The 21,661-nt window shown below is 68.6% G+C and carries 23 protein-coding genes and 1 tRNA gene; 7 read left to right on the forward strand and 17 right to left on the reverse strand.

What is annotated here, in order from left to right; translation table 11 throughout:
* Window positions 1-17 precede the first annotated feature (17 nt).
* On the forward strand, window positions 18-767 hold the full coding sequence (locus CO540_RS18225) for a ZIP family metal transporter (RefSeq protein ID WP_099162985.1): 750 nt from the start codon (window positions 18-20) through the stop codon (window positions 765-767).
* A 76-nt stretch (window positions 768-843) separates the two neighbouring features.
* Window positions 844-2,028 (forward strand): hypothetical protein, encoded by a 1,185-nt coding sequence (locus CO540_RS18230; RefSeq protein ID WP_099164825.1) that lies wholly within the window; start codon window positions 844-846, stop codon window positions 2,026-2,028.
* A 15-nt stretch (window positions 2,029-2,043) separates the two neighbouring features.
* Here CO540_RS18230 and CO540_RS18235 read toward each other — a convergent pair whose 3' ends face one another.
* Window positions 2,044-3,126 (reverse strand): NAD-dependent epimerase/dehydratase family protein, encoded by a 1,083-nt coding sequence (locus tag CO540_RS18235; RefSeq protein WP_099162986.1) that lies wholly within the window; start codon window positions 3,124-3,126, stop codon window positions 2,044-2,046.
* A 200-nt stretch (window positions 3,127-3,326) separates the two neighbouring features.
* Here CO540_RS18235 and CO540_RS18240 point away from each other — a divergent pair, with 200 nt between their 5' ends.
* Complete coding sequence (locus CO540_RS18240; protein ID WP_099162987.1) at window positions 3,327-3,725, forward strand: DUF6223 family protein; 399 nt, start codon at window positions 3,327-3,329, stop codon at window positions 3,723-3,725.
* Window positions 3,726-3,734: 9 nt separating this feature from the next.
* On the opposite strand, the gene CO540_RS18245 is transcribed toward CO540_RS18240, so the two are convergent.
* Window positions 3,735-4,397 carry a response regulator transcription factor gene (locus CO540_RS18245; RefSeq protein WP_099162988.1) on the reverse strand — a complete coding sequence of 221 codons (663 nt, stop codon included), beginning with the start codon at window positions 4,395-4,397 and terminating at the stop codon, window positions 3,735-3,737.
* Window positions 4,394-5,557, reverse strand: a complete 1,164-nt coding sequence (locus CO540_RS18250; RefSeq protein WP_099162989.1) for a sensor histidine kinase — start codon at window positions 5,555-5,557, stop codon at window positions 4,394-4,396. Before CO540_RS18250 ends, CO540_RS18245 begins: the two co-directional genes overlap by 4 nt.
* A 130-nt stretch (window positions 5,558-5,687) precedes the next feature.
* Here CO540_RS18250 and CO540_RS18255 point away from each other — a divergent pair.
* A tRNA-Lys gene (locus CO540_RS18255) sits at window positions 5,688-5,759 on the forward strand.
* A gap of 83 nt (window positions 5,760-5,842) precedes the next feature.
* On the opposite strand, the gene CO540_RS18260 is transcribed toward CO540_RS18255, so the two are convergent.
* Genes CO540_RS18260 through CO540_RS18270 form a run of 3 tightly spaced genes read right to left on the reverse strand, consistent with a single transcriptional unit; the run spans window position 5,843 to window position 8,828 of the window.
* A complete protein-coding gene (locus CO540_RS18260; protein ID WP_099162990.1) occupies window positions 5,843-7,063 on the reverse strand; it encodes a site-specific integrase in 1,221 nt (406 codons plus the stop codon).
* The gene (locus CO540_RS18265) at window positions 7,063-7,260 is read right to left on the reverse strand and encodes an excisionase family DNA-binding protein (protein ID WP_089001262.1); all 198 of its coding nucleotides are present in this window, start codon (window positions 7,258-7,260) and stop codon (window positions 7,063-7,065) included. The genes CO540_RS18260 and CO540_RS18265 overlap by 1 nt, the downstream gene beginning before the upstream one ends.
* The gene (locus tag CO540_RS18270; RefSeq protein ID WP_099162991.1) at window positions 7,257-8,828 is read right to left on the reverse strand and encodes a replication initiator; all 1,572 of its coding nucleotides are present in this window, start codon (window positions 8,826-8,828) and stop codon (window positions 7,257-7,259) included. The genes CO540_RS18265 and CO540_RS18270 overlap by 4 nt, the downstream gene beginning before the upstream one ends.
* Before the next feature lie 1,870 nt (window positions 8,829-10,698).
* Here CO540_RS18270 and CO540_RS18275 point away from each other — a divergent pair.
* On the forward strand, window positions 10,699-11,109 hold the full coding sequence (locus tag CO540_RS18275) for a hypothetical protein (protein WP_157779153.1): 411 nt from the start codon (window positions 10,699-10,701) through the stop codon (window positions 11,107-11,109).
* A gap of 246 nt (window positions 11,110-11,355) precedes the next feature.
* On the opposite strand, the gene CO540_RS18280 is transcribed toward CO540_RS18275, so the two are convergent.
* Together CO540_RS18280 and CO540_RS31000 are read right to left on the reverse strand one after the other, a co-directional pair.
* A complete protein-coding gene (locus tag CO540_RS18280; protein ID WP_099162993.1) occupies window positions 11,356-11,739 on the reverse strand; it encodes a hypothetical protein in 384 nt (127 codons plus the stop codon).
* Between the two features lie 281 nt (window positions 11,740-12,020).
* The gene (locus CO540_RS31000; protein ID WP_253866028.1) at window positions 12,021-12,773 is read right to left on the reverse strand and encodes a DUF2188 domain-containing protein; all 753 of its coding nucleotides are present in this window, start codon (window positions 12,771-12,773) and stop codon (window positions 12,021-12,023) included.
* A gap of 1,169 nt (window positions 12,774-13,942) precedes the next feature.
* Between CO540_RS31000 and CO540_RS18295 the strand changes: the two genes are divergently transcribed.
* Complete coding sequence (locus CO540_RS18295; protein WP_099162996.1) at window positions 13,943-14,956, forward strand: hypothetical protein; 1,014 nt, start codon at window positions 13,943-13,945, stop codon at window positions 14,954-14,956.
* Between the two features lie 191 nt (window positions 14,957-15,147).
* Here the strand turns inward: CO540_RS18295 and CO540_RS18300 are convergent, their stop codons facing one another.
* Window positions 15,148-15,549, reverse strand: a complete 402-nt coding sequence (locus CO540_RS18300; RefSeq protein ID WP_099162997.1) for a winged helix-turn-helix domain-containing protein — start codon at window positions 15,547-15,549, stop codon at window positions 15,148-15,150.
* A gap of 588 nt (window positions 15,550-16,137) precedes the next feature.
* Here CO540_RS18300 and CO540_RS30405 point away from each other — a divergent pair.
* On the forward strand, window positions 16,138-16,311 hold the full coding sequence (locus CO540_RS30405; RefSeq protein WP_172967870.1) for a hypothetical protein: 174 nt from the start codon (window positions 16,138-16,140) through the stop codon (window positions 16,309-16,311).
* A 214-nt stretch (window positions 16,312-16,525) separates the two neighbouring features.
* On the opposite strand, the gene CO540_RS18315 is transcribed toward CO540_RS30405, so the two are convergent.
* The 8 genes from CO540_RS18315 to CO540_RS18345 form a co-directional block, all read right to left on the reverse strand.
* The gene (locus tag CO540_RS18315; RefSeq protein WP_371682230.1) at window positions 16,526-17,557 is read right to left on the reverse strand and encodes a tyrosine-type recombinase/integrase; all 1,032 of its coding nucleotides are present in this window, start codon (window positions 17,555-17,557) and stop codon (window positions 16,526-16,528) included.
* On the reverse strand, window positions 17,541-17,756 hold the full coding sequence (locus CO540_RS18320; RefSeq protein WP_099163000.1) for an integrase core domain-containing protein: 216 nt from the start codon (window positions 17,754-17,756) through the stop codon (window positions 17,541-17,543). Before CO540_RS18320 ends, CO540_RS18315 begins: the two co-directional genes overlap by 17 nt.
* A gap of 25 nt (window positions 17,757-17,781) precedes the next feature.
* The gene (locus CO540_RS30595; protein ID WP_253866756.1) at window positions 17,782-18,450 is read right to left on the reverse strand and encodes a transposase; all 669 of its coding nucleotides are present in this window, start codon (window positions 18,448-18,450) and stop codon (window positions 17,782-17,784) included.
* On the reverse strand, window positions 18,344-18,853 hold the full coding sequence (locus CO540_RS31340; protein WP_216642285.1) for a transposase: 510 nt from the start codon (window positions 18,851-18,853) through the stop codon (window positions 18,344-18,346). The genes CO540_RS30595 and CO540_RS31340 overlap by 107 nt, the downstream gene beginning before the upstream one ends.
* A gap of 201 nt (window positions 18,854-19,054) precedes the next feature.
* The gene (locus CO540_RS18330; protein ID WP_099163001.1) at window positions 19,055-19,786 is read right to left on the reverse strand and encodes an IS3 family transposase; all 732 of its coding nucleotides are present in this window, start codon (window positions 19,784-19,786) and stop codon (window positions 19,055-19,057) included.
* A gap of 302 nt (window positions 19,787-20,088) precedes the next feature.
* On the reverse strand, window positions 20,089-20,571 hold the full coding sequence (locus CO540_RS30605; RefSeq protein WP_216642286.1) for a hypothetical protein: 483 nt from the start codon (window positions 20,569-20,571) through the stop codon (window positions 20,089-20,091).
* A complete protein-coding gene (locus tag CO540_RS31345) occupies window positions 20,568-21,011 on the reverse strand; it encodes an HIT domain-containing protein (protein WP_216642287.1) in 444 nt (147 codons plus the stop codon). Before CO540_RS31345 ends, CO540_RS30605 begins: the two co-directional genes overlap by 4 nt.
* Window positions 21,008-21,493, reverse strand: a complete 486-nt coding sequence (locus tag CO540_RS18345) for a TIR domain-containing protein (RefSeq protein ID WP_099163002.1) — start codon at window positions 21,491-21,493, stop codon at window positions 21,008-21,010. The genes CO540_RS31345 and CO540_RS18345 overlap by 4 nt, the downstream gene beginning before the upstream one ends.
* Between the last annotated feature and the right edge of the window lie 168 nt (window positions 21,494-21,661).

Here is a 21,661-nt window from a genome sequence, read left to right on the forward strand (position 1 = left end):
GGGGTAGGGTCCTGCCCGTGCCGGAGTGGTTGCAAGCGGGATTCTGGGGCCTGCTCGCCGGGTCCGCCCTGTTGATCGGGGCGGCCGTCGGGTTCTTCGCGCGGGTGCCGCGCCGGATGACCGCGTCGGTGATGGCGTTCGGCGCCGGCGTGCTGCTCTCCGCCGTGTCGTTCGAGCTGATCGACGAGGCGCACGAGCAGGGCGGGCTGCTGCCGGTGGCGATCGGGGCGGCGGCCGGCGCGCTCGCCTACACCGGGGCGAACGTGCTGCTGGCCCGGCGCGGTGCCCGGCACCGCAAGCGCTCCGGCGACGAGCAGCCGTCCGAGCAGGAACAGCCCGGTTCCGGGTCGGCCATCGCGGTCGGCGCGCTGCTCGACGGCGTACCGGAGTCGGTGGTGATCGGCGCGAGCCTGCTGGCCGGCGGCCCGGTCAGCCTGGTCACGGTGATCGCGGTGTTCCTCAGCAACGTGCCGGAGGGGCTGTCCAGCGCAGCCGGCATGCGGCAGGCCGGGCGGACCCGGCGCTACGTCTTCGGGCTCTGGACCGCCATCGCGCTGCTCTCCGGCGCCGCGTCGCTGGCCGGGTACACGCTGCTCGGCGGCGCCCCGCCCGAGGTGCTGGCCACCATCACCGCGCTCGCGGCCGGCGCGATCCTGGCGATGATCACCGACACCATGGTGCCGGAGGCGTTCGAGGACGCCCACCTGCTGGTCGGCCTGATCACCGTGCTCGGCTTCCTGGTGGCGTTCGCCCTCTCGCACGCCTGACGGCTTAGCGGCGGGTTAAGGATCGCCGGCGGAGTCGTGCCGGGACGGCTCGGCCTCCTAGCATCGGGCGGTGCGCGTGAAGTCCGCTGTCTCCCTGCTCGCCCTCACCCTGGCCACCGCGACGCTGCCCGCGTGCGGCGGCGACGACCCGGGCGGCACGCCCGCGCCGGCCGCCGCCACCGGCTCCGGCGCACCGACCGGTCCGGCCGCTGCCCCGGCCGCCTCGCCGAGCGCCCGGGCCGGCCTCGGCAGCGCCACGCCGAGCCCCAGCACGGCCCCCGTCGCGTTCCGCGCCGGCAACCCGGACGGCCGCGCCGCCGTACCGGCCGAGGCGCGGGCGGTGGACACCTCGCGCCCGACCCGCACGGTCGGCAGCGGTACGCCGGCGAGCTGCACCTCCGCGGCGGTGGTGAAGGCGGTCGCGGCCGGCGGTGTGATCACCTTCGACTGCGGCCCGGCGCCGGTGACCATCACGATGAAGGCCACCGCCAAGGTGGTGAACTCGCACGGCCCGCGCGTGGTGCTGGACGGCGGCGGCAAGGTCACGCTGAGCGGCGGCGGCAGCCGGCGGATCCTCTACATGAACACCTGCGACCAGGCCCAGGGCTGGACCACCTCGCACTGCCAGAACCAGGACCACCCGCAGCTCACCGTGCAGAACCTGACGTTCGCCGCCGGCAACTCCACCGGCGACACCGCCGAGGGCGGCGGGGGCGGCGCGATCTTCGTCCGGGGCGGTCGGCTCAAGGTGGTCAACTCCCGGTTCGTCGACAACCGCTGCGACCGCACCGGCCCCGACCTCGGCGGCGCCGCGGTGCGGGTGCTGAGCCAGTTCGAGAACAAGCCGGTGTACGTGGTGAGCAGCACCTTCACCGGCGGGGTGTGCGCCAACGGCGCGGCGCTGAGCAGCATCGGCGTCTCCTGGACGGTGCTGAACAGCGTCTTCCGCGACAACCGGGCGGTGGGCACCGGCGCGAACCCGGCCCGGGGCGGCACCCCGGGCGGCGGCAGCGGCGGCGCGATCTACTGCGACGGCAACGAGTTCACCGTCCGGCTCGCCGGCACGGTCGTCGAGAACAACAGCGCCAACGAGGGCGGCGGCGCGGTCTTCTTCGTCAGCAACAACCGCACCGGCACGATGACCATCGAGGGCAGCACCCTGCGGAAGAACCCCAGCCGGGGCTTCGAGACGAAGGGCTTCCCCGGCATCTTCTTCCTCGGCGCCCGCCCCCCGACCGTCACCTCCTCCCGCCTTTCCTGACCCCGGGCGGGGCGGTCAGTAGGGGTTGGGGTGGCCGGGGAGGTCGCCCCTGGTGAGGGCGGCGGGGCGGCCCGGCAGAGTGGGGTCCGGGGACAGGGGCGGGGCGTCGGTGCCGGCGCGCGTGGACATGCCGGCGATCAGGTCCCGCAGGGCGGTCACGGTGTCGACCCGGGGCTCCCAGCCCAGCTCGGTCTCGGCGCGCCCGCTGGACATCAGCGGCACGTTCAGCGCCAGGTCGACCCAGCCGGTGTCGACCGGTTGCAGCCGGGCCCGCCACGTCACCGCCGCCGCCGCGCGCAGCACCGGCACCGCCACCGGCACGGTCCAGCCGTGGAAGTGCCGGGCCACCAGCTCCGGCGTCAGCACCGGGTCGGCCGCCACGTTGAACGCGCCGCGCGCGTCGCCCACGACCGCCCGGGCGTACGCGTCCGCGACGTCGTCGGCGTGCACCGCCTGCATCCGCAGTCGCCGGTTCGACGGGACCAGCGGGATCCGGCCGTAGCGGAGCAGCCGCACCGGCACCAGCGGGCCGAGGAAGTAGCGGCTGATCTCCGTGCCGGCCTCGCGCTGGAAGATCAGCCCCGGCCGCAGCCGGACCACGCGCAGCCCCGGGTGCTCCCGCTCCACGCCGTCCAGCAGCGCCTCCACCTCGGCCTTGTCCCGGCTGTACGACGAGGTCTCCACCCCGGTCGCCGGCCAGTTCTCGCTGACCGGGTGGTCCTTCGGGCCGGGCGCGTAGGTGCCGACCGACGAGGCGTACACCAGCGCGGGAACGCCGGCCCGGACGGCGGCCTCGATCACCGCGCGGCTGCCGCCGACGTTGGTCCGGTAGAGCGTGCGCCGGTCGTGGCTGGGCTGGATCTGCCAGGCCAGGTGCACCACCGCCCGCGCCCCGGCGAAGATCCGCACGAGTTCGTCGGCCGCACCGGGCGCGCCGATGTCGCACGAGTGCCACTCCACGTCGTCGTACGGCTCACCGGCGTCCGGCCCGGGCAGCCGGCGGGCCACCCCGACCAGTTCCGCTCCCGCCTCCCGCCGCAGCCGACGCAGCACGGCGGTCCCCACGTTGCCGGTGGCCCCCACGATCACGATGCGCATACGCGGTGCGATACCCGCTGAAGCGGACAGCAACCGCTCACGGACGGGGGTTCGTCCGGACCACAACCGCCGGGGTACGGACGACCGGGAAGGTACGCCCAGCGTGGTAACCCGATCGGCAACTCCGGCAGGACGACCCGGGGCCGGTCCCGTCCATACGCTGCCGCCTGTACCTGTCGCCCCCGACCGAGGGAGTTCCGATGCCCGTCCGTCATCTGCTCGCCACCGCCACCACCGCCGCCCTGGCCGGCGGGCTCGGATTCGCCGCCCCGGCCGCGGCGCACGTCTCGGTCGCCGCGGGTGGGATCGGCGGCTCCGGACGGTTCGGCGCCACCACGTTCGCCGCGGTGAGCCTGGCCGGCGCGATCATCGGCGGGCTGGCGGTGGCCCGCCCGACCTCGGGCGGGCGTGGCCGGGCCCTGGTGGCGCTGGCGGCCGGGCTGGTCGGCCTGGTGCTCAGCGCCGTGCACCTGGCCCTGACCTCGGACGGGTTCGGGAACGGGCAGGGACGGGCCGGGGCGATCGTCGGCGTGGTGCTGGGGGTCGTCGGCACGGGCCTGGGCGGGTGGGCGTCGGCCCGGGCCCGCCGCACCACCTGACCGCGACGCTCAGGAGGACGTGAGCCAGCCGGGCACGGTGAGCCCGGACTCGTACGCGAGCACCACCAGTTGCGCCCGGTCCCGGACCCGGGTCTTGGTCATGATCCGGCTGACGTGCGTCTTCGCGGTGGCCGGGCTCAGCACCAGCCGGGCCGCGATCTCGTCGTTGGACAGGCCGGCGGCGACCAGGACGAGCACCTCACGCTCCCGTTCGGTGAGCGCGTTGAGCCGTGGCCCCGGCTCCGGGTGCCGGGCGCGGGCGGCGAACTCCGCGATCAGCCGGCGGGTGATCGCCGGCGCGAGGAGCGCGTCGCCCCGCGCCACCACCCGCACCCCGTGGATCAGCTCCGCCGGCTCGGTGTCCTTGACCAGGAAGCCGCTCGCCCCGGCCCGCAGCGCGTCGTAGACGTACTCGTCGAGGTCGAAGGTGGTCAGGATGACCACCCGGCCGTCACCGCGCGCGGTGATTTCCCGCGTGGCGGCCAGGCCGTCGAGCTGCGGCATCCGGATGTCCATGAGGACGACGTCCGGCCGCATCTGCCGGGCCAGCCGCACCGCGGCGGCGCCGTCGGCGGCCTCGCCGACCACCTCGATGCCGTCCTCGCCGTCGAGAATGGAGCGGAAGCCGGCGCGGACCAGGTTCTGGTCGTCGGCGAGCAGCACCCGGATCACGCCGCGCCCTCCGGTTCCGACCGGGCCGCCGGCACCCGGACCGGCGGCGGGCCCGGCCGCAGCGGGAGGCGGGCACGCACCAGGAAACCGCCGGCCGGCCCGGCACCGGTGGTCAGCGAGCCGCCCAGCGCCCGGACCCGCTCACCCATGCCGAGGATCCCGTTCCCGGGCGGGGCCGAGGCGCCGGCCCCGTCGTCCTCCACCTCCACCAGCAGGTCGTCGCGGTCCGGTCGGACCCGGACGGTCGCGCTGGTCGCGGCGGCGTGCCGGGTCACGTTCGTCAGCGCCTCCTGGACGATCCGGTACGCCGTCAGGTCCACCTCCGACGGCAGCGGCCGGGTCTCGGCCACCTCGGTACGGATCACCAACCCGCACCGCCCGGCCGAGGTGACCAGCTCGTAGAGGCGGTCCAGCCCGGGGGCGGGCGGCGTGGCCTCGGCACGCAGGATCCCCAGCGTCGTCCTCAGCTCCCGCAGCGTCTCCCTGCTCGTCTGCTTGATCGCGGTGAGCGCCGCCTCGGCCCGTTCCGGATCCGGGCGGTGCAGCGCCGCGCTCGCCTGCACGTTGATCGACGAGAGATGGTGACCGAGCAGGTCGTGCAGCTCGCGGGCGATGCGCAGCCGCTCCTCGGTGGCCCGGCGCCGGGCCTCCTCCTCCTTGCCCTGCTCGGCGGCGCGCACCCGGGCCCGCACCTCGGCCAGGTAGGCCCGGCGGTTACGGGTCACCCCGACGATCACCGCCACCAGCCACCCGGCGTGCAGCAGCGTCGCGCCGTTCCCCCCGGCGCCGGTCCGGGTCCAGCTGTCGGCGACGGCGAAGGAGACGACCGAGGCCAGGCCGAGCCCCACCGCGACGGCGAGGTGCCCCTCGTCGACGACCGTGTACAACGCGACGACGAACACGAGCATGACCGGCCCGGGCCGGTGCAGCAGCACCCCGTAGGCGCTGACCGCGACCAGTGCCACGACCCCCACCGCCACCGGATACCGCCGGCGGGCGTACAGCGCGCCGGCGGCGGCCAGCACGACCAGCAGCGCCACCAGTTCGGCCGGGGTGTCGAGGCCGTCCGCCTGCACCAGCAGGCCGAGGAGGGCCACCAGGGCGACGGCCGGCACCAGGGCCACCGTCGCCGCGCGGTCGCGCCACCGCCAGCTCGACATGGCCGAAGCGTAGCCGTCCGCGCACGGCCCGGAGGGCCCCGCGCGGCTTGGATGACAGCGTCGGCAAGATCGAGAGGCCGGGCGTACGATGCCCGCCCGGCTCATCCGCTTCGGGTAGCCTGTGCTCTGCGGGCCGCTAGCTCAATGGCAGAGCTGTGGACTTTTAATCCATAGGTTCAGGGTTCGAGTCCCTGGCGGCCCACTCCGTTCCAGCTCAGCGGCCCTTTACGGGGCCGCTTTTGTTGTGTTCCGGGTCGGTACAGCAGCGAAGTACAGCAGTAGGCCTCACCGGTCCAGTGCGCTGCCGAGCCGCTTGAGGGCGTCGCGGGTGGCCGCCGAGGAGACCACCGTGTAGATCTCCATGGTGATGGCGAACTGCGCGTGCCGGAGGATCTGCATCGCCACCCGGGGGTGCACGTCCAGGTCCGCCAGGAGTGAGGCACAGGTCCGCCGGGCGTCCCGCACGGTGATCCGCCGGACCCCTGCCGCGTCGCGGCGCCGGTCCCAGAACCGGTTGAAGTTGCGCGGCTCGACCGGCCGGCCGTAGCGGGTGGTGAAGATCAGGTCGGACGGCTGCCAGGCCGGGCCGGCGGCGTCCCGGGCGGTGGTCTGGGCGGCACGGCGACGGTCGAGCGCCACGGTGCAGATGTCCGGTAGCGGCAGGGTGGCGTCCGAGGCGGCCGTCTTCGTCTCCCGGTGCAGCAGTTCGGCACCGACCCGCTGGAGCTGCCGATCGATGGTCAGCTCCCCCGCGTCGAGGTCGACGTCAGCCCAGGTGAGCCCCAACATCTCGCCCTTGCGCAGACCGAGCACCAGGACCAGGACGTACGCGGCGTAGAGCGGGTCGTCATCGGCACGAGCCGACTCCAAGAAGCGTCGGGCCTCTTCGCTCGTCCACGCCTTCCGCTTGCGCTTCCGAACCGGTGGCAGCTTCACCAGGGACGCGACGTTGCGGGAGATCAGCCCTTCGGTGATCGCCTGAGACAGCAGCGTCCGGAGCACGGTACGCAGGTGGGTGACACTCGTTGCCGAGGGCAGATCCCGGCAGCAGCGGCCGAGGGCACAGCAGCGACGCTGGGCGGGCTTGCGCCGCTCGTCCTTGCTCTGGGCGCAGCACTGGCAGGTCCGGCCCACCTCGTTGATCCACGTCTGCACGTCGCTGACCCGGAGCTTGTCGAGGCGCTTCCGGCCCAGCCCCGGCACGAGGTAGAGCCGGACCACCACCTCGTAGGTGACGTAGCTGCCGGGGGCCAGGTTCGGCTTGACGATCTCGCGCAGCCAGTAGCCGGCGTACTCCCCCACCGTCGGGGAGCGGGTCGCCACCGGGCCGGCCTTGGCCTGCCCGTGCAACTTGATCCACTTGTCGTGGACCTCCTCGCGGGCCTTGCCGTAGACCCATTTCCGGCCTCGCTTGCCGTCGGGCTTCTCGACCCAGACGTATGCGGCGAAGCCGTTGCGGTACGGGAAGATCGAGCCTTCGCCGTTGGCACGGGCGCGTCCGGGCATCAGGCGGCCTCCTGGCGTTCGACCTGCTCGCGGATGTAGTCGTCGACCCATTCGGGGAGGATCCGGCGGTACTTGCCGTCCTTGATGGATCGCAGCTCGCCGGTGGCGATCTTCATCTTGACCTTGGAGATGCCGAAGCCGAGCAGCACGGCGACCTCAGCGGGCGAGTACCAGCGGGGGCGGAGGTCGTGGTTCATGCGGCGGTCCCGGCGAGCCAGGCTTCGTAGGCAAGTTCTTCCCGGCCGACACGGCTGCTCTCGCGTCGCTGTCGGGCGGCTGTGTTCGCGAGCAGGGCGTCTCCATCGGAGAGCCAGCCCGATCCGATGTAGGTGAGGGTGCCAACGGTGATCGTGTCTGCGAGTTCGTCGTCTTCGGTGCAGCGGTAGGTGGCGCGGGCGTCGCGGAGCTGGCCGAAGGTGACGGAGTAGCGACGGGCCTTGGTGAGGAAGTGGCCGCCGAAGCCGAGCATGTGCGCCCACCGACGCAGCCTGCCGTAGACGTTCGGTTTGGCGTCAAGGCCGCCTTGACGGTCGCCGGCCGTTGCGGCGCCACCGGTCCCGTTGGTCGGGGTGGAGCGGCCGAGATGCCAGCAGGCGTCGATGAGCCGGGCGACGTGGTCACCTTCCGGATCGGCGTAATCGTCGATCGTGGCCGGAGTAAGCCGCGTCAACGAGTGCCCGGTGGCTTCCGTGGCCTTGGTGGCGTACTTCGCCAGGTAGGCGGCTACCTTCCCATCGGTCAACTCGTCGTCAGCGGCGTTGATCCGCCGGACATCGACCTGCTCACCCCAGGCGACCAACCAGCCCTGCGGCCGGTCCGGGTGCGCAGGCGTAGTGACCGTGATCCGCGAAACCCCGGTGTGGACCGCCTCCTCCAGGTCGTCGACGGTGATGCCGTCTGGCAGCGGCACAAGCGCGTCCAGGTCGTCGGCGTCGATGCCGTCGAGGCGCAGCAGCGTGTGAAAGTGCACCGCTGCCCGGCGCTGCATCTCGGCGACCTTGCCGTGAGACACCCGCACAGGCGGCACCCAGCGGACCTTGCCCGATGCCGACACGGCCCGGACGAAGGGGATGCCGCGCTTGCGGCAGAGGACGGCGAGGTGACGTTCGATGGCTTGCTTGGTGCGCCGCCACAGCTCGCCGGAGAAGTAGTTCCAGACGACCTGGTGGGCGTGGTCGTAGCAGTCCAGGCACAACGGCTGCCCGAGCCGCGGATCATCGCTGTCGTGGCGGGCGAAGCACGCCGCGGGCTGCCCGTGCGGGCAGGTGCCGGCGGTGCTGCGGGCGCGGCAGGGTGCCGGTCGGCAGTCGCAGCGCTGCCGGTTGCGGCAGGTGTGCCGGGGGACGTGCCGGTGGTGGACGGGGCCGAAGGAGGGGGCGGTGAAGGTGACGAAGACGACCGGGTGCCGGCCGACCGAATCAGGGACGCCCTTGCCGCCGGTCAGGCCGCGACAGACGACTTGATAGGCGTCGCCCCGGTAGATCCAGGCGCAGTCGTGGCACACCGATTCGCGGCGGTTGCCGCACGCCTTGTAGAGCGTGCGGTCGGGCAGTTCGTCGGTGTGCAGCTGGCCGGTGATGTGGCCGGTGTTCCGGTCGACGGCGACGATGGTGCCGGTTAGGCGGATCGGACGGCTACAGCCGCCGGCGGGGCGGGTGTGCTCCAGCCAGCCGGAGAACGCCGGAGAGGCGGCGCGGTGCAGGACCTGGGCGTCACGGCCGACGGCGAGACCGGGCCGGTAGAGGGTGAGCGGGGTGCTGGACACGACTGTCTCCTCATCAGGGGGTGGCAGGGACGGGAGACGAAGCACCACCAGCCATGGACGTCTGTCCGCTGGTGGTGTTCGTCGTGTCTCCTGGCACCGCCGAGAGGGCGGCTGACGCCGGAGGGCGGAGTCGTGGCCGTGCCACTGCCCGCCGATGGGCCATGTCCTTTCACGCTTCTGGACTTTGGCAATTGAGGCTGGCACGGGTGGGGAGCCTGGATGTCGGCATCCGGCGGGTTGCCGCAGACCGCCCCCACCCGTGGAGATGCGCGAATCCGGGCCAACGTAGACGGCAGGAAGACCGTGCTGGGCCGTTCAGCGGATTCGGGAGGCCGGCACAGCGGCCGGTGCGATCGAGAGCCGGCGGGGCGTGGCCCGCATCAGCGGCAGGAAGGCCGCTCGGCTTCTCCGACGTCGAGTCCAGCGATCCGGCAGGAAGGCCGCGCTGCGTGCTCGACGAGCGCCAGAGTAGCACCGGGTACCGACACGTCAACCCGTCGTGACTCCTGCGGCCGGGGTGGGACGGCCGGCTGCCGGCCGGTGTGGGAGGACTTTCTGTACGTCTATCAAGGCGGCCCTTGACGGGCCGCACGCGCCGCCGCCTGGGCGCGCGCCGGCCGCTGCCGCTGTCGCTCTGCGGCCGTCACGCCTGATGCCCGGCGGCTGGCGCGGAGAGCGGGGAGCCCGGGGCCGCCGCAAACGGGATAGCGGGGAGAGTGGTGGAGGTTCGTCGCCGGCAGCCGGCCGCGCCGCGCCCGAGCAGCGCGGCGCAGGGAAGGGCACGCCGGGGCCGTGCGGCGGGTCGCGGTGGCGAACCGGTCGCGGTCACTGCGCCTCCGGCGGGGGCGCAACGACTCCAGGATGGCCGGGGCTCCGTCCGCGCCTTGCGGTCCGTGGGTGGTTGCGCAGGGCCATCCCGCCAGCCACCGACCCGGGCAAGCCGAGCAGACCACCGCCCGGCCCGCCAGCGCCCGTACGAGCCGTCAAGGCCGTGTTGACGTGGCGGACCGGGCGGCGGCCCGCTCCCCGGAGGGCGGGTCGGCGGCAGACGGGATGGCAAACGGCGTGCGTTCTGTGGGTGTGCCCGATGCGTGCTCCTGGACAATCGCGTCGTACGGGTGGGATGCTCTGGATCATGGCTGACAACAGAAAGGCCCATGGGGCGTAAGCGTCCGGGCGCTTTGCGTGCCCTTGGCAGCGCGCCTGAACAGGAACTCGCCGACCGCATCCGGCTACCGGACATGCCACCCAGGGTGGCCACGGAGCTTCGACGTCGCAGGCTGGATCGGTCGTTCGCGTCGGCATATCGATCGTGGCGATCGTTCGTCTACAAACCTGGCGCGTACAGCTCGGACAGTCCGTACTACGGCTGCCCGTGTTGTGGCCCTAGCGACCCCCGTGACCGACTTCAGTGGGTCTTGGAGACGATGCCGGCGTGGTCTCGCGGTGCGCTAATCCAGCTCATTGCTCCCCTGGACCGTCAGTATCGAGCAATCACCTGGCCGGACCCGACCGCCCCGCAGACCTGGCCGTGGTGGTGGCGACGTGTTCGCTGAAGCACGGCGCTTCAGGCTGGGTGACCAACTGGGTGACGACGGCCACGAGCAAGGCCGGACGACCGTGGACTCTGGTGGACCGTTCGGGCAGCTGAACCCTGCTACTCGCGCAGCTCATCGACGGTTGAGCGTTCTTTCGGGACGAAGGAGTCAAGCCGTCCGTGCATGAGGCCGGCGAAGCGTGGTCTCCACGCGGGCATCGGGACGATGGCGACGACGAGGCATACTCGCATCTGTGGAACTGGTGCCCGCGATGTCCTCCCAGCCACCCTGGGGCTGTACCGGTAGTCGCAGGCATCTTTGCCGTGGGCGGCGTGACCGTCTCCCAGCTAGTGACCATGTTCCTGGACGCACGGCGGGCTCGCAGGGAAGATTCGGTCCGATGGCACGCCGAACGGCGTCGAATCTACGCTTTGTTCGCTGCCAAAATTGGAAGACACATAGTGCATTTTTCCCTAAAGTGGGATGACCATCAAACGACCTGGGCGGATCTTGCGGACGCGATTGAAGAGATTGACGCAGTGCGTGTTGAGGTAGATCTCATCGGCTCCAAGCCGGTACGCGACGCCGCTGACATGCTGTGGGAGGGGTTAGCAAAAGGCGGCGATTACCTGCTTTCAGAGGATGATGCGAGCGAACTGACGGTGGATGAGTTTTTGAGGGATACCCGCGCGCTGCTCAAAGATTTCGTGGAGGCAGCTCGCGCGGAACTTGGCGTGCACTGACGGCGACCGTCCGAAGCCCAACGGGAAATGATCGGCGCGCGCCCCAGCCTGCGCACGAGCGGTGACCAGTGCCGAGGACGGCGAGCTGCGGCGGACCGGTTCGGGGCACAGGGGGCACAAGACACCGTCAAACGTCGGCAACCAGTCAGTAGCGACGGCAGCCCACGATGGGGCTCGGCCGGCGTGCCGACAAGGCCGGCGCAGGTCACGACCGAGCCGGGTCTAAGTTCCGCTTCAACGTCTGAGTCAGGAGTTCCTGGCTCGGACGAAGTCCGCGTAGTCCTCCCCGGCAACGCCGTGATTAACCCAACGGTGTGGTGACGCCCCGGTCGTACGCTCTGCCAGTTCCAGCGCTTCGGCCGGGTCCTGAACGTGCCCGATCACGCGGTCGGACCCGGAGTCGTTCTCACCTTCTGGATCAAGCGGCGGGAACACCGACAGGTCACGGGACCTATCGTCGTCCAGGTCCTGCACGTCATGGACCGACAGGCTGTAGCCGTCTTGCCATGGCCAGATCGAGACCCAGCGGATGCCTTCGACGCCCTTCAGCGTGATGGGTCCGAGGAACTGCTCGACCGCCTTCCTGCGCTGTAGCGTGCCAAGGAGGAACGACCGGCTGAGGTATCGCACGCTCGCAGGCTACCGGCCGCAGACGGGGATGCCTTGCTGCTGTCGACAGCAACGGCGACAGCAACCGCATCAGACGAGAAGGGGCTCAGCCGGACAGCGGCGGATTGCCGCCCGAGGCCAGAGACACACGCGGACCCGCCCGGACGGAGCGCCTAAGCGAGATGTTGCCGGCCGACCATCTTGCGGCGGTGGCGCCCGGACATCCGGACGCCACCGATCCATCGAGGACGCTTCAGGAAGCAGTCGGGCGCGCACTGGCAGTGCTGGCATCGAGAAGCAGGTCAGCCTTTGGTCTGGCGAGGGTCACGACCACGGGGGTAGCTGTCCTTCTCGCCGATGGTGCCGCCCTTCTTCTTGATCACGTGCTCGACATCGCGCTGTTTGGCCATTTGCCGGCCCGCGGCTTCCGCTTCTGCCTTGGTGGCATGCACCGTGCTCGCGCGCTGGTTGCCCTCAGGTCGGTTCTTCCACTGCCCATCCTCGTAATACGTCTCGATGTCGCCCTTTGCCATGAGTCGTGGCCTCCCTGGCTTGGAGGCCCGTTCTCCGGCCGACCGGGCCGACGGCAGACGGGATGGCAAGCCCCTACCACGAGGAGACTTGGGGTCGGGACTTTCTTCGTCCCCTGCCTCCCTCAGAGCGGTACTGATGGCCATCTCTAGAAGGTGATCGTCTTTAGGTGAGCGCCAAGTGATGGGCATTACGTGAGTTGACGCCAAATGCCGAACGGACTGGGCAGGAAAATGCGCGTTCGATACCAAAAACTTTAACTCGGCAGGGAATCCTGCCAACTGATGTGCCGCCTGATCGGCGCGTTTCTCGGCGAACTCGCCCCCACGCGAATATTTCACCTCTACCACGATCCGGCCTCGATTGGTGTCGGCGAGATAATCGCACCCCGCATCCGGCCTGTGCTCAAGCTCGGTAACATCCGCCCACTTCATCCGCCGCAGGACGCGGCTGAGGGCCTGGACGACTTCGCGCTCGTACTTGGAGTGGGGAATCCATGTGCCAGGGGGGTCGAGATCTTCCACGTCTTCTGACGGGTACACCTCAGAGGCGGGCACAGTGACCGTCTGGGGTTCAGCATCTCCAGGCCCTTGAGGGTCGAGACGCACGACCATGCGGTCACCGGAGCCGCTGGCGTAGCTCTCAACCAGTAGCCCGGGGAGCAGGTCAAGACCCCAGCGAACGTGGACCCTCGCCCCAGCCGACGGACCGAAGCTGGCGTCACTGCGTTTGGTTCGCCCTGGCATGGCAGACCTCCTCGTTACCATGGTGCCCCCTGCCCAGTCAGTGCGGCTAGGGAATCCGCGACGACCCTGTCCATGGTCCTCGCGAGGCTGTTGAGGTGACTGCGCCAGGTCTTGATCGTCCTGAGCTGCATCGGGTAACCGGCCGCAGCCAACCTCCTCAGCTTTTGATCTTCGGCATGCGCGATGGCGTTTCGCGCTGTGTTCAGCGCTTCAAGGGACTGCTTCCATCGCGCTGACCGTGGATCCTCTAGCGCTAGAGCCGACCAGATCTCAAAGCCAAAGCGCAAGAAGTCGTTTTTGAGCGAGTTCGGCTGGGCGTTGCCTCGATCAAGGTCCCGTTTGAGGGTGAGGTTAATGCGAAGGGTGCTGGCAAGGGCCGTTCCTGGCGGAGCAATGGCCTGAACCAAGTGATCAACACCTAGATCGTGGAGATCTCGTGCATACCCCTGAAACTCACCGGCAAGCCGCAAGGCCATCGACCAGTTGAGCTGCGCAGTTCCGACCCGTCTACCGGGCCCATTGCCGCCGACGGCGGCGTGTGCATCCATGAGTTCCCGGACACGGGCTGCCCGATCAGATTGCCACGTGATGAGCGCGGATGACGGCACGGACGCAGGGTAACGGATTCCGGACGATTCAGCACAGAGGGCAGTTGAGTGCTGCCAGGCATAACGCCAACGGGCGCACTCGACGAAGCCGTGAGAGACCAGCCGTGGGATGGGGGCCCTTCAGGTCTTCGTCCGGTCCCTTTGCCGACGGCTTAGAGGGGCCAGTGGGCGACGACGGCAGAGATCAGAGAGCCGAGCAAGACGATCAGGCCCAGGATTTCTGCGACGAGGCCGCGAAACGACCGCACCAGCCGTGAAATCTCGACAACGCGAGTTTGGAGGTTCCTAAGCTTCGACATACCTAGATGCTGTTGCATCCAATTGCGATAGACTAACCGGATGCAAGAGGCGGATGTGCGCAGAGCCCTGGAGAAGAAGCTCAGACGTACGAACATCGACAGCCTGTGGTCCTTCCTGCTGCAGAAGGGATACGTCGGCGAAGTCCTCACCGGCTACGACTCCTTGGACGACCTGCTGGCGACCGCCAAGCAAGTCCTTCAGGCGGGACAGCGTGACTCCACCGCCGTTCGGACAGCAGCCGCCGGTGGCCCACAACCCGGCGAGGCGCGGGCGTGGGCCCTCTCGATGCTCGTTGCTGCTGAGATGAGGGAAGACAGCCGTGTCACGTCTTTCCGTGCCGAGGTGATGAACGGCGCCCTTCGGCCGACCGCACGTGCAGCCGACTGGATCAAGGGTCACCCCGACGTCACCTCGACCATGACGCAAGACATCACCATCACGCTAAGGACCGACCAGATCTACTACGAAGGGGGCGGTTGGGCTCGGCTACTACTTCCCTCAGATCGGGTGCGGATCGCTAAAGTGTCGGCGCGTGTTCTCGCGTACGCGGACGGGAACGACGGCTGGGCACACCACATCGGGGTTCCGGCCCACGGACAGTTAGACCGGTTACGCCACCTGTCGGAGTCGCTTGCCAAGGAGTGCTGCTGGCAGCCGGCACAGGCGACGATGTTCGTCCTAACCGACGCCGTGCCGCTGATCTCGCGGATACGGTCGACGACGAGCACGGGGCGCCCTCTCTGGGCCAGCCGCATCCGGCTCGACATCGACCCGGCGGAATCCGTTCGGGAAGTGGCACACGCCTTCGCGTCTCTTGCACGTACCGGGCCGGCTGGGCAAGCGCGGCCGATCAAGGAGAAGCACGCACGACTGGCAGTTCACGCACTCGTCGACCATGTACATGTGCCATGGAGCGAGCGGGCACGTCTCTGGAACGCCGAGCATCCTCAGTGGCGCTACAGCAGCGAGGCGAACTTCCGGAGGGACGCCTTGGACGCACGAGAACGCCTCTACCGAACGCATCGCGTCGGCGGCCGGGGCTCCGACGACTAGCGAGCGCCTCGGGCGTGACGATGTCCCGGTAGCGGTAGAGGCAGCAAGGAGGCAGCGAACGCCCCGGCCAAGGCTATGAAGCAGCGTCAGCGAACCGCTGGCACCCCGCGAGATCCAGCCTTGGTTGGCACCCGATCTCACCGGTCGGCAGCCTGTGCCCGCTTCCCCCGCCGGGGTTCGCCGAGGTTGCGTCAGCGACCGACGCGGATGCGGTCGGCGGCGTACAGCTCGCGGGAGCCGTCGGCGCGGAAGATCACGATAACCGGGATGCCCTCGCCCATCTCCAGCTCGCGCCGCTCGGCAGGGGTAGGCATCCGAGCGGCGGCGGTGTCGCCCTTGAGGAGAGTCACCGTCTCGGTCGGCTCGACGGCGCGGACGAACGTGCCGCGCGGCGGTTCCACGATCACGAGCCCTTCCGACCGGAGCAGTGCTACCGCTTGTCGGACGCTCGTACGGCTCAGCCCGTACTCCTGAGCCAAACGCAGCTCACTGGGAAGTGAAGCCCCAGGCGCGAGGTCGCCAGACGTGATCCGCTCTCGCAGGAGGTCTGCGAGCTGCCGGAACACGGCGCGATCCGCACTCGGGTCGATCACGAAAGTAACGCTATGTGTCCAACAGCTCTACATCTTATTGTATCTACAGTCCTACGTCGTTACGGTGACGTGAGCTGCGGCCCCACGTCGCGAGCCATCCAAAAGGTGCCCGAGACCTTGACCCACTGCCGAGGGGAGATTCGGTGCCTCGCGTCTCGTACGAGGAGTACCTGATAGCCGTCGCGCTCACTCTGGCCAGGCGACACCGGCCGGTCTGGTCATGGGAGCGGTGGCGGAAGGTCTGCCGATGCGGAAGCGAGCTGCCCTGCCGCACAACGCATCGGATCCCGATCAATCGAGGCCATTGGCCTTCAGAGGACAACCGGCGAGGTGCCCGACCAGCGGACCAGCCGGCCCCGAGGGGGATACCGAGATGACGACTCATCTTCCGATCACACCGGCTTGGGCCTGCGGCGGTTGTGGTGCCGACTGGCCATGCCAGACCCGAAGGCGGGAGCTGCGAGCCGAGTACGACGGCGCCCCCGTGTCGCTGGCCCTCTACCTGGCGGCGCAACTTGTCGACGCCGCCCAGGACCTGGCCCACGTCCCCGCCGGCCACCTACACCACCGCTTCCTCGGCCGGACCCGATGAGCATCCTGCGACCCGGCGACGAGAAGTTCCACTACACCGACGGCTCCCACAGGTGGATCCCGCCGAATCCGGACTACGACCAAGAGGTCTGGGACGAGCAGGTCCGCCAGCACAAGCAAGGCCACTTCCGGAACGAGCGGCCGAAGGTCCGCATTCAGCGCCCCGTCTGATGCCAGCAGTACAGCAGCGAAGTACAGCAACCGTGCCAGCCGAACCCGACCGGGAAGCGCTTCAGCAGGCCGGATGACCTCGCACAACACTCGATCCGAACCGCTCGCCGGCAATCCATAGGTTCAGGGTTCGAGTCCCTGGCGGCCCACTCAACAGCGCATCTGAGCTGCGAGAACATTGGCCGAAGATCATCGGGCACAACCAGGGCACAACTCAGTCCTGGTCTTGGCCGGTGGCGCGTTCAGGTGACTTGCTGTCTGCCTGCCGCAGGAGGTTGCCGACCAGGCCGCGCGGGCGGTCCTTCTTCGGCAGCCAGTGCACGTAGGTCTCCAACGTGATCCGCAGGTTGGCGTGCCGTAGCGCCTTCTGTACCTCCTGGGGCTCGACACCGTTGCTCATCAGCGTGGTAGCGAAGAAGTGGCGCAGGGAGTGGAAGGTGCCTTCCTTCGGCCACCCGGCGGCCTGCCGCCAGTCCGCCCACAGCTCCGACCAATAGGTGTCCGTCAGCAGCTTCCCGCGTGCCGAGGTGAACAGGACTGCCACCGGCCGAGTCAGACGCTCTCCGGTGGTGATGTCGGGCAGTTCGAATTCAGCGGCACCGACCTCGTTGAGATGGGCGGTCAGTTCCTCTGCGACCACCGCGTCCAGGTCGACGGTCCCGGTGGACCCGCTCTTGGGTGGGGAGAGGTAGAAGCCGCCGAAGTGCTCCGGCGAGTGCCGCAGTTGCTGCACCACGTGCAGCTCGCCGTGCTCGTAGTCGGCGCATCGCGAGCCCGCTTCCATCCCCAGGACCTCACCGAGGCGAAGCCCCTCCCCTGCTCCGAGCCAGATGGCCGCCCGAAATCGACGGGGCACCACCTCGACCAGCTTGAGCACCTGATCCCCGGTGGGGACCCATTTTGGCGCCCGCGACAGACCGCGCAGGATCTGGGCGAGCTTCACACCGTTGCAGGGATTGTCGGGGATCGCCTTGTCGATGACGGCCGCGTTCATGATGGTCTTGAAGAGCCCGAAGTACAGGCTCACCGAGGACTTCGGCGTTTCCTTGTCGAGCAGCCGGCCGAGCCAGGACAGCACGTCCGTCAAGGTGATCGACCGAATCTCCTTCTCGCCGAACGCCGGCAGGAGATGCTTTCGCAGGTTCTGCGGTATGCGCCGCCGGGTCTCCGTTGACCACCCGGATTCGCGGGCCTCTCTCCACTGAACCGCCCCGGGTTCTGTGGAGACCTCAGCTGTTGGCTCCAACCACCTCGCGGGGCTGGGGTTGAGCGTAGAACATCGATTCGTATTCGGCCGGTGGGACGTGGCCGATGGCGGAGTGCAGGCGCTGGTTGTTGTACCAGTCGACCCACTCGGCGGTGGCCAGTGCGACTTGGGCGAGGCTGCGCCACGGGCCTCGGGGTTTGATCAGCTCGGTCTTGTAGAGGCCGATGGTGGACTCCATCAGCGCGTTGACGCTCCTATAGCTGTCAAGTGGCGATCGCGGTCGTGCGGAGGGGGCGGAGCAGGGCCCAGATCTCGCGGGCGAGGAGTCGTTTCAGGCAGCGGATGATCTCGGCTTTGGTCTTGCCGTCCGCTATGCGTCGGGCGACGTAGGCGCGGGTGGGTTCGTGGTGCTGCATGCGGACGATGACGGCGCGGTAGAGCGCGGCGTTGGCCTGGCGGTGACCGCCGCGGTTGAGCCTGTGTCGGTTGGTCATGCCGGAGGAGGCGGGGATCGGTGCGACGCCGCAGAGTCGGGCCCAGGCCGGTTCTGAGCGGACGCGGTCGATGTTGTCGCCGGCGACGATGAGCATCTCGGCGGCGGTGTCGGCGCCGACGCCGAACGCGGCGACCAGTTGCGGCACGAGCTCGCCGGTCAGCTCGAGGAGTAACGTCTCGTGGGTTTTGATCTCGCCGTTGAGCTGTTGCCATCGGCGGGCGATCGAGCGCAGGGTGTGTTTGGTTGCGGCGAGAACGGTGGTGACCGGACCGGGACGTAGGCCGGCGCATCGTTCGATCAGGGCCATCTTCGACAAGGGTTGCAACGGCTCACGCAGCTCGGGAGCGGCGGTGACGAGCACTGCCTTGAGTGTGATCATCGCTGCGGTGCGGGCCTTGACCGCGACGTCTTTGGCGACCTTGATTTGGCGGATCATCTCCACGATGCCGTCGTTGGTCTTCGGGACGCTGGTGGAGGTGCCGGCCAGGACCGAGCGGGCGGCGTTCTCGGCGTCGAGGGTGTCGCTCTTGCCGCGCAGCCGCCGGTCCCGGCGGTCGGTGCGGCAAGACCTCGATCACCCCGAGACCCCGTCGTCGGACGGCGGAGGTCAGTCCGGCTCCGTAGGAGCCGGTGCCCTCGATCGCGAAGATCAGCTTCTTGGCGGCGAAGCCGGCGGCCCAGTCGAGCAGTTGCTCATAGCCGCCCCTGTCGGCGGGGAACGAGCGGGCGTCGAGGCGGCCGCCGATGTCGTCCAGGGCGACGGCGACGTGGACGTGCTTGTGGGTGTCGACGCCGATGACGACTCGACGTCGACGCGGGTCGGGGCTCATGCTTGACATCGCGGACTCCAGCTCAGACCAGGGCGATAGGAGTTCGTGACGCTGGCCGGCCGGGTGGACGGGACTGTGACGGGACCTGCTGCGATCAGGCTCCTATAAGGTCACTGCCCGCCCGGCCAGCACCACTGGTGCTGCACCGCCAGGCAGACGACAGATCAACAGCAAGGACACCCAAACCGCGGGGTCAGTCGTAAGCAAGAGTCAGGCCGCCTGACAGCGCCTCAAAGTCTCACAGTCCAGGGCGTCGCCGACGCTGCCGATGGAGGCGTCGATACCGGCGTCGAGCAGGTGGGTGGTGAAGTGAAACGACGTGTACTGGCTGCCCGCGTCGCTGTGATGCACCAGGCCCGCTCCGACCGGTTGGCCGGCGCGGTCGCGGCGCCACAGCCCCATGTCCACCGCAGCGAGGACCAGCGGGGTGCGTTTGTTCGTCGCCGCGGACCAACCCACGATCGCCCTGGAGTAGACGTCGACGACGAACGCGACGTAGACGACGCCGGACCAGGCGGCGACGTGGGTGAAGTCCGCGACCCAGCACCGGTTCGGTCGGGCGGCCGTGAAGTCCCGGTTCAGCAGATCAGCGGCCCGCTGATGTCCGGGGTCGGCGACCGTGGTGCGGATCTTCTTGCCCCGCACGACACCGGTCAGGCCGGCGCCGCGCATCAACCGCTCGACCGTGCACCGGGCCGTCGGATGTCCTTGGCGGCGCAGCTCATGCCAGATCTTGCGGGCTCCGTAGACGCCGTAGTTCGCCACGTGGATTTCCCGGATGAGTGCTGTCAGCTGCGCATCACGCAGCTGCCGCTTCGACGGCGGACGCTTCTTGGCCGCCCAGTAGCCGCTCGGGGTGATCTGCAGCTTGTGCTGACGCAGCACGCGGCAGATCGGCTCGACTCCACCGAAGCGGTCCCGATGCTCGTCGACGAAACTCACGAGCGTGTCGTAGGCCGGTCGAGCTCGGCCGCGAAGAAAGCCGACGCAGCCTTCAAGATCTCATTCGCCCGCCGCAGCTCGGCGTTCTCCCGCCGCAGCCGCTTCAGCTCCGCCGACTCCTCCGACGTCACCCCCGACCGCTGGCCGTCGTCGACCTGCGCTTGGCGGACCCACTTACGCAGCGTCTCGGCCGTGCCGATCCCGAGCCGGGCTGGTGCGTATCTCCCCGATGGTCTGCGACAGCGCCCGACGTTTTAGAGGCAGAGGCCAGACCAACCCAGAGCCGGAGTAGCTGGAACCCATCACTGTGCCAGTGTCGCGATCAAGCATCCGACGATCACCAACGCTCCGTAGAAAGGGGCAACCGACCACGAGAGCCAGACGGTCCGATTTGGGAACCACCGATGGACGCGCAGCCAGACCTTCTGTAGCAGTGTGGCTGCCGGAGGGGCTGGGTCATCAGCATGTGACGGATCGAGGGAAAATAGCGGGATCTCGTGCGTTCTCCGCGCTACAGCGTCGTAAAGTCGCCTATACGCCTTCTCCTGCCGAAGGTAGTTCGCGTCGAGGAAGCCAAACAGGAGCACTGCCCCGACACCAAGCAATGCAACCGAGGTGACCTTCTTGGTCAAGGAGTACCCGTAGGTCGCTGTCACCACCGGAAGAAGCCAACCTTTGGCTGCGGAAGAGGCAGCAGACATCCGGGTGACGACAGCTTGGATATAGTCCAAGTGCTTACGGCGGTCGTCTGGATCGATCGCAGCTTGCTGGGGAAGTTGCGTCACCCCTTACTCACCTTTAGGCACTCGTTGCGAATTCGGTTCCACGCTTGGTCCTTTTGCCTGTTGGAATAGCTCGTTTCAGGGGGCCAAATTCGTCCCAATTCGTCACCTGACCAGCGAGGCACGATGTGCACATGCAAATGAAAAATTGATTGAGTAGCCGCAGTGCCGTTCGACTGGATTATGTTCAATCCCTCCGGCTCCGTTGCGCACCTCACGGCCCGCGACAGCTTCAGCGCCACTCGTGCCAGGTGGGAAGCTGTTTCGTCATCAAGCGACCAGATATCGGGGACGTGCTCGCGCGGCACCACGAGAGTGTGACCTAAGGTTGCTGGCTCCAGGGGAAAGAATGCCACCGCTACCTCATCCCGGTAGACTTCCCGGGCATCGGAGTCGCGTCGCTGGATAATCGCGCAGAACGGGCAACCGCGGTCGGGTGTCATCGCGTCCGAACCACGCCCTTCTCCGACCAGCTCTCCAGATTGCTAGCCAGGTTTCTGTAGGTGGCCTGGGAATCGGTGTTGCCGCGCCAATCTCTAACAGTTGGGTCGAAGACCGGAATACCGCTTCCAACTTTTGCCTGGTCGAAAGGATTCGGGCCCTGTCTATCAACGGAGCCGAGGGAGGACAGCCCGTGAATGCGGACGCCTAGGAGCGGCTTCTTGTCGAACCACGCCTTCTCGATCTCGTAAATGACCCATGGGCGCCTGGCGGTCTCCTGACCGATGAGGACGATGACCGCCTTCTTGTATGCCATTTGCCCGTGAATCCAATCCTGGATCGCCGAAGGGCCCTTTCGTTGAACCTCTTCCCATCGTTGCCCGTTCAGAAGTGGCTGCCCCTCCAACGCGTTGATGTTCCACACGAGCTGCACCCGATGCACATCTCTCTCGTAGTGGAAGCTATAGAACACCGATTTGGCCACAGTGCTGTCCTCTCTTGAGGGGTAACCGCCCACGTGCCTGCGTCGTCCCGGCACCTGATCTTCCTAGCACCAGGGTGGGACAAGCTTCCACATTGCCTGGTCTCGCATGATGGTTGACGGAACGGCGTCGCAGGACGCTTGACGTCAGGTCTAGATCGAATACTGGTG

The sequence above is a fragment of the Micromonospora sp. WMMA2032 genome (genome assembly GCF_002688545.1).
Lineage (GTDB): Bacteria > Actinomycetota > Actinomycetes > Mycobacteriales > Micromonosporaceae > Micromonospora > Micromonospora sediminicola.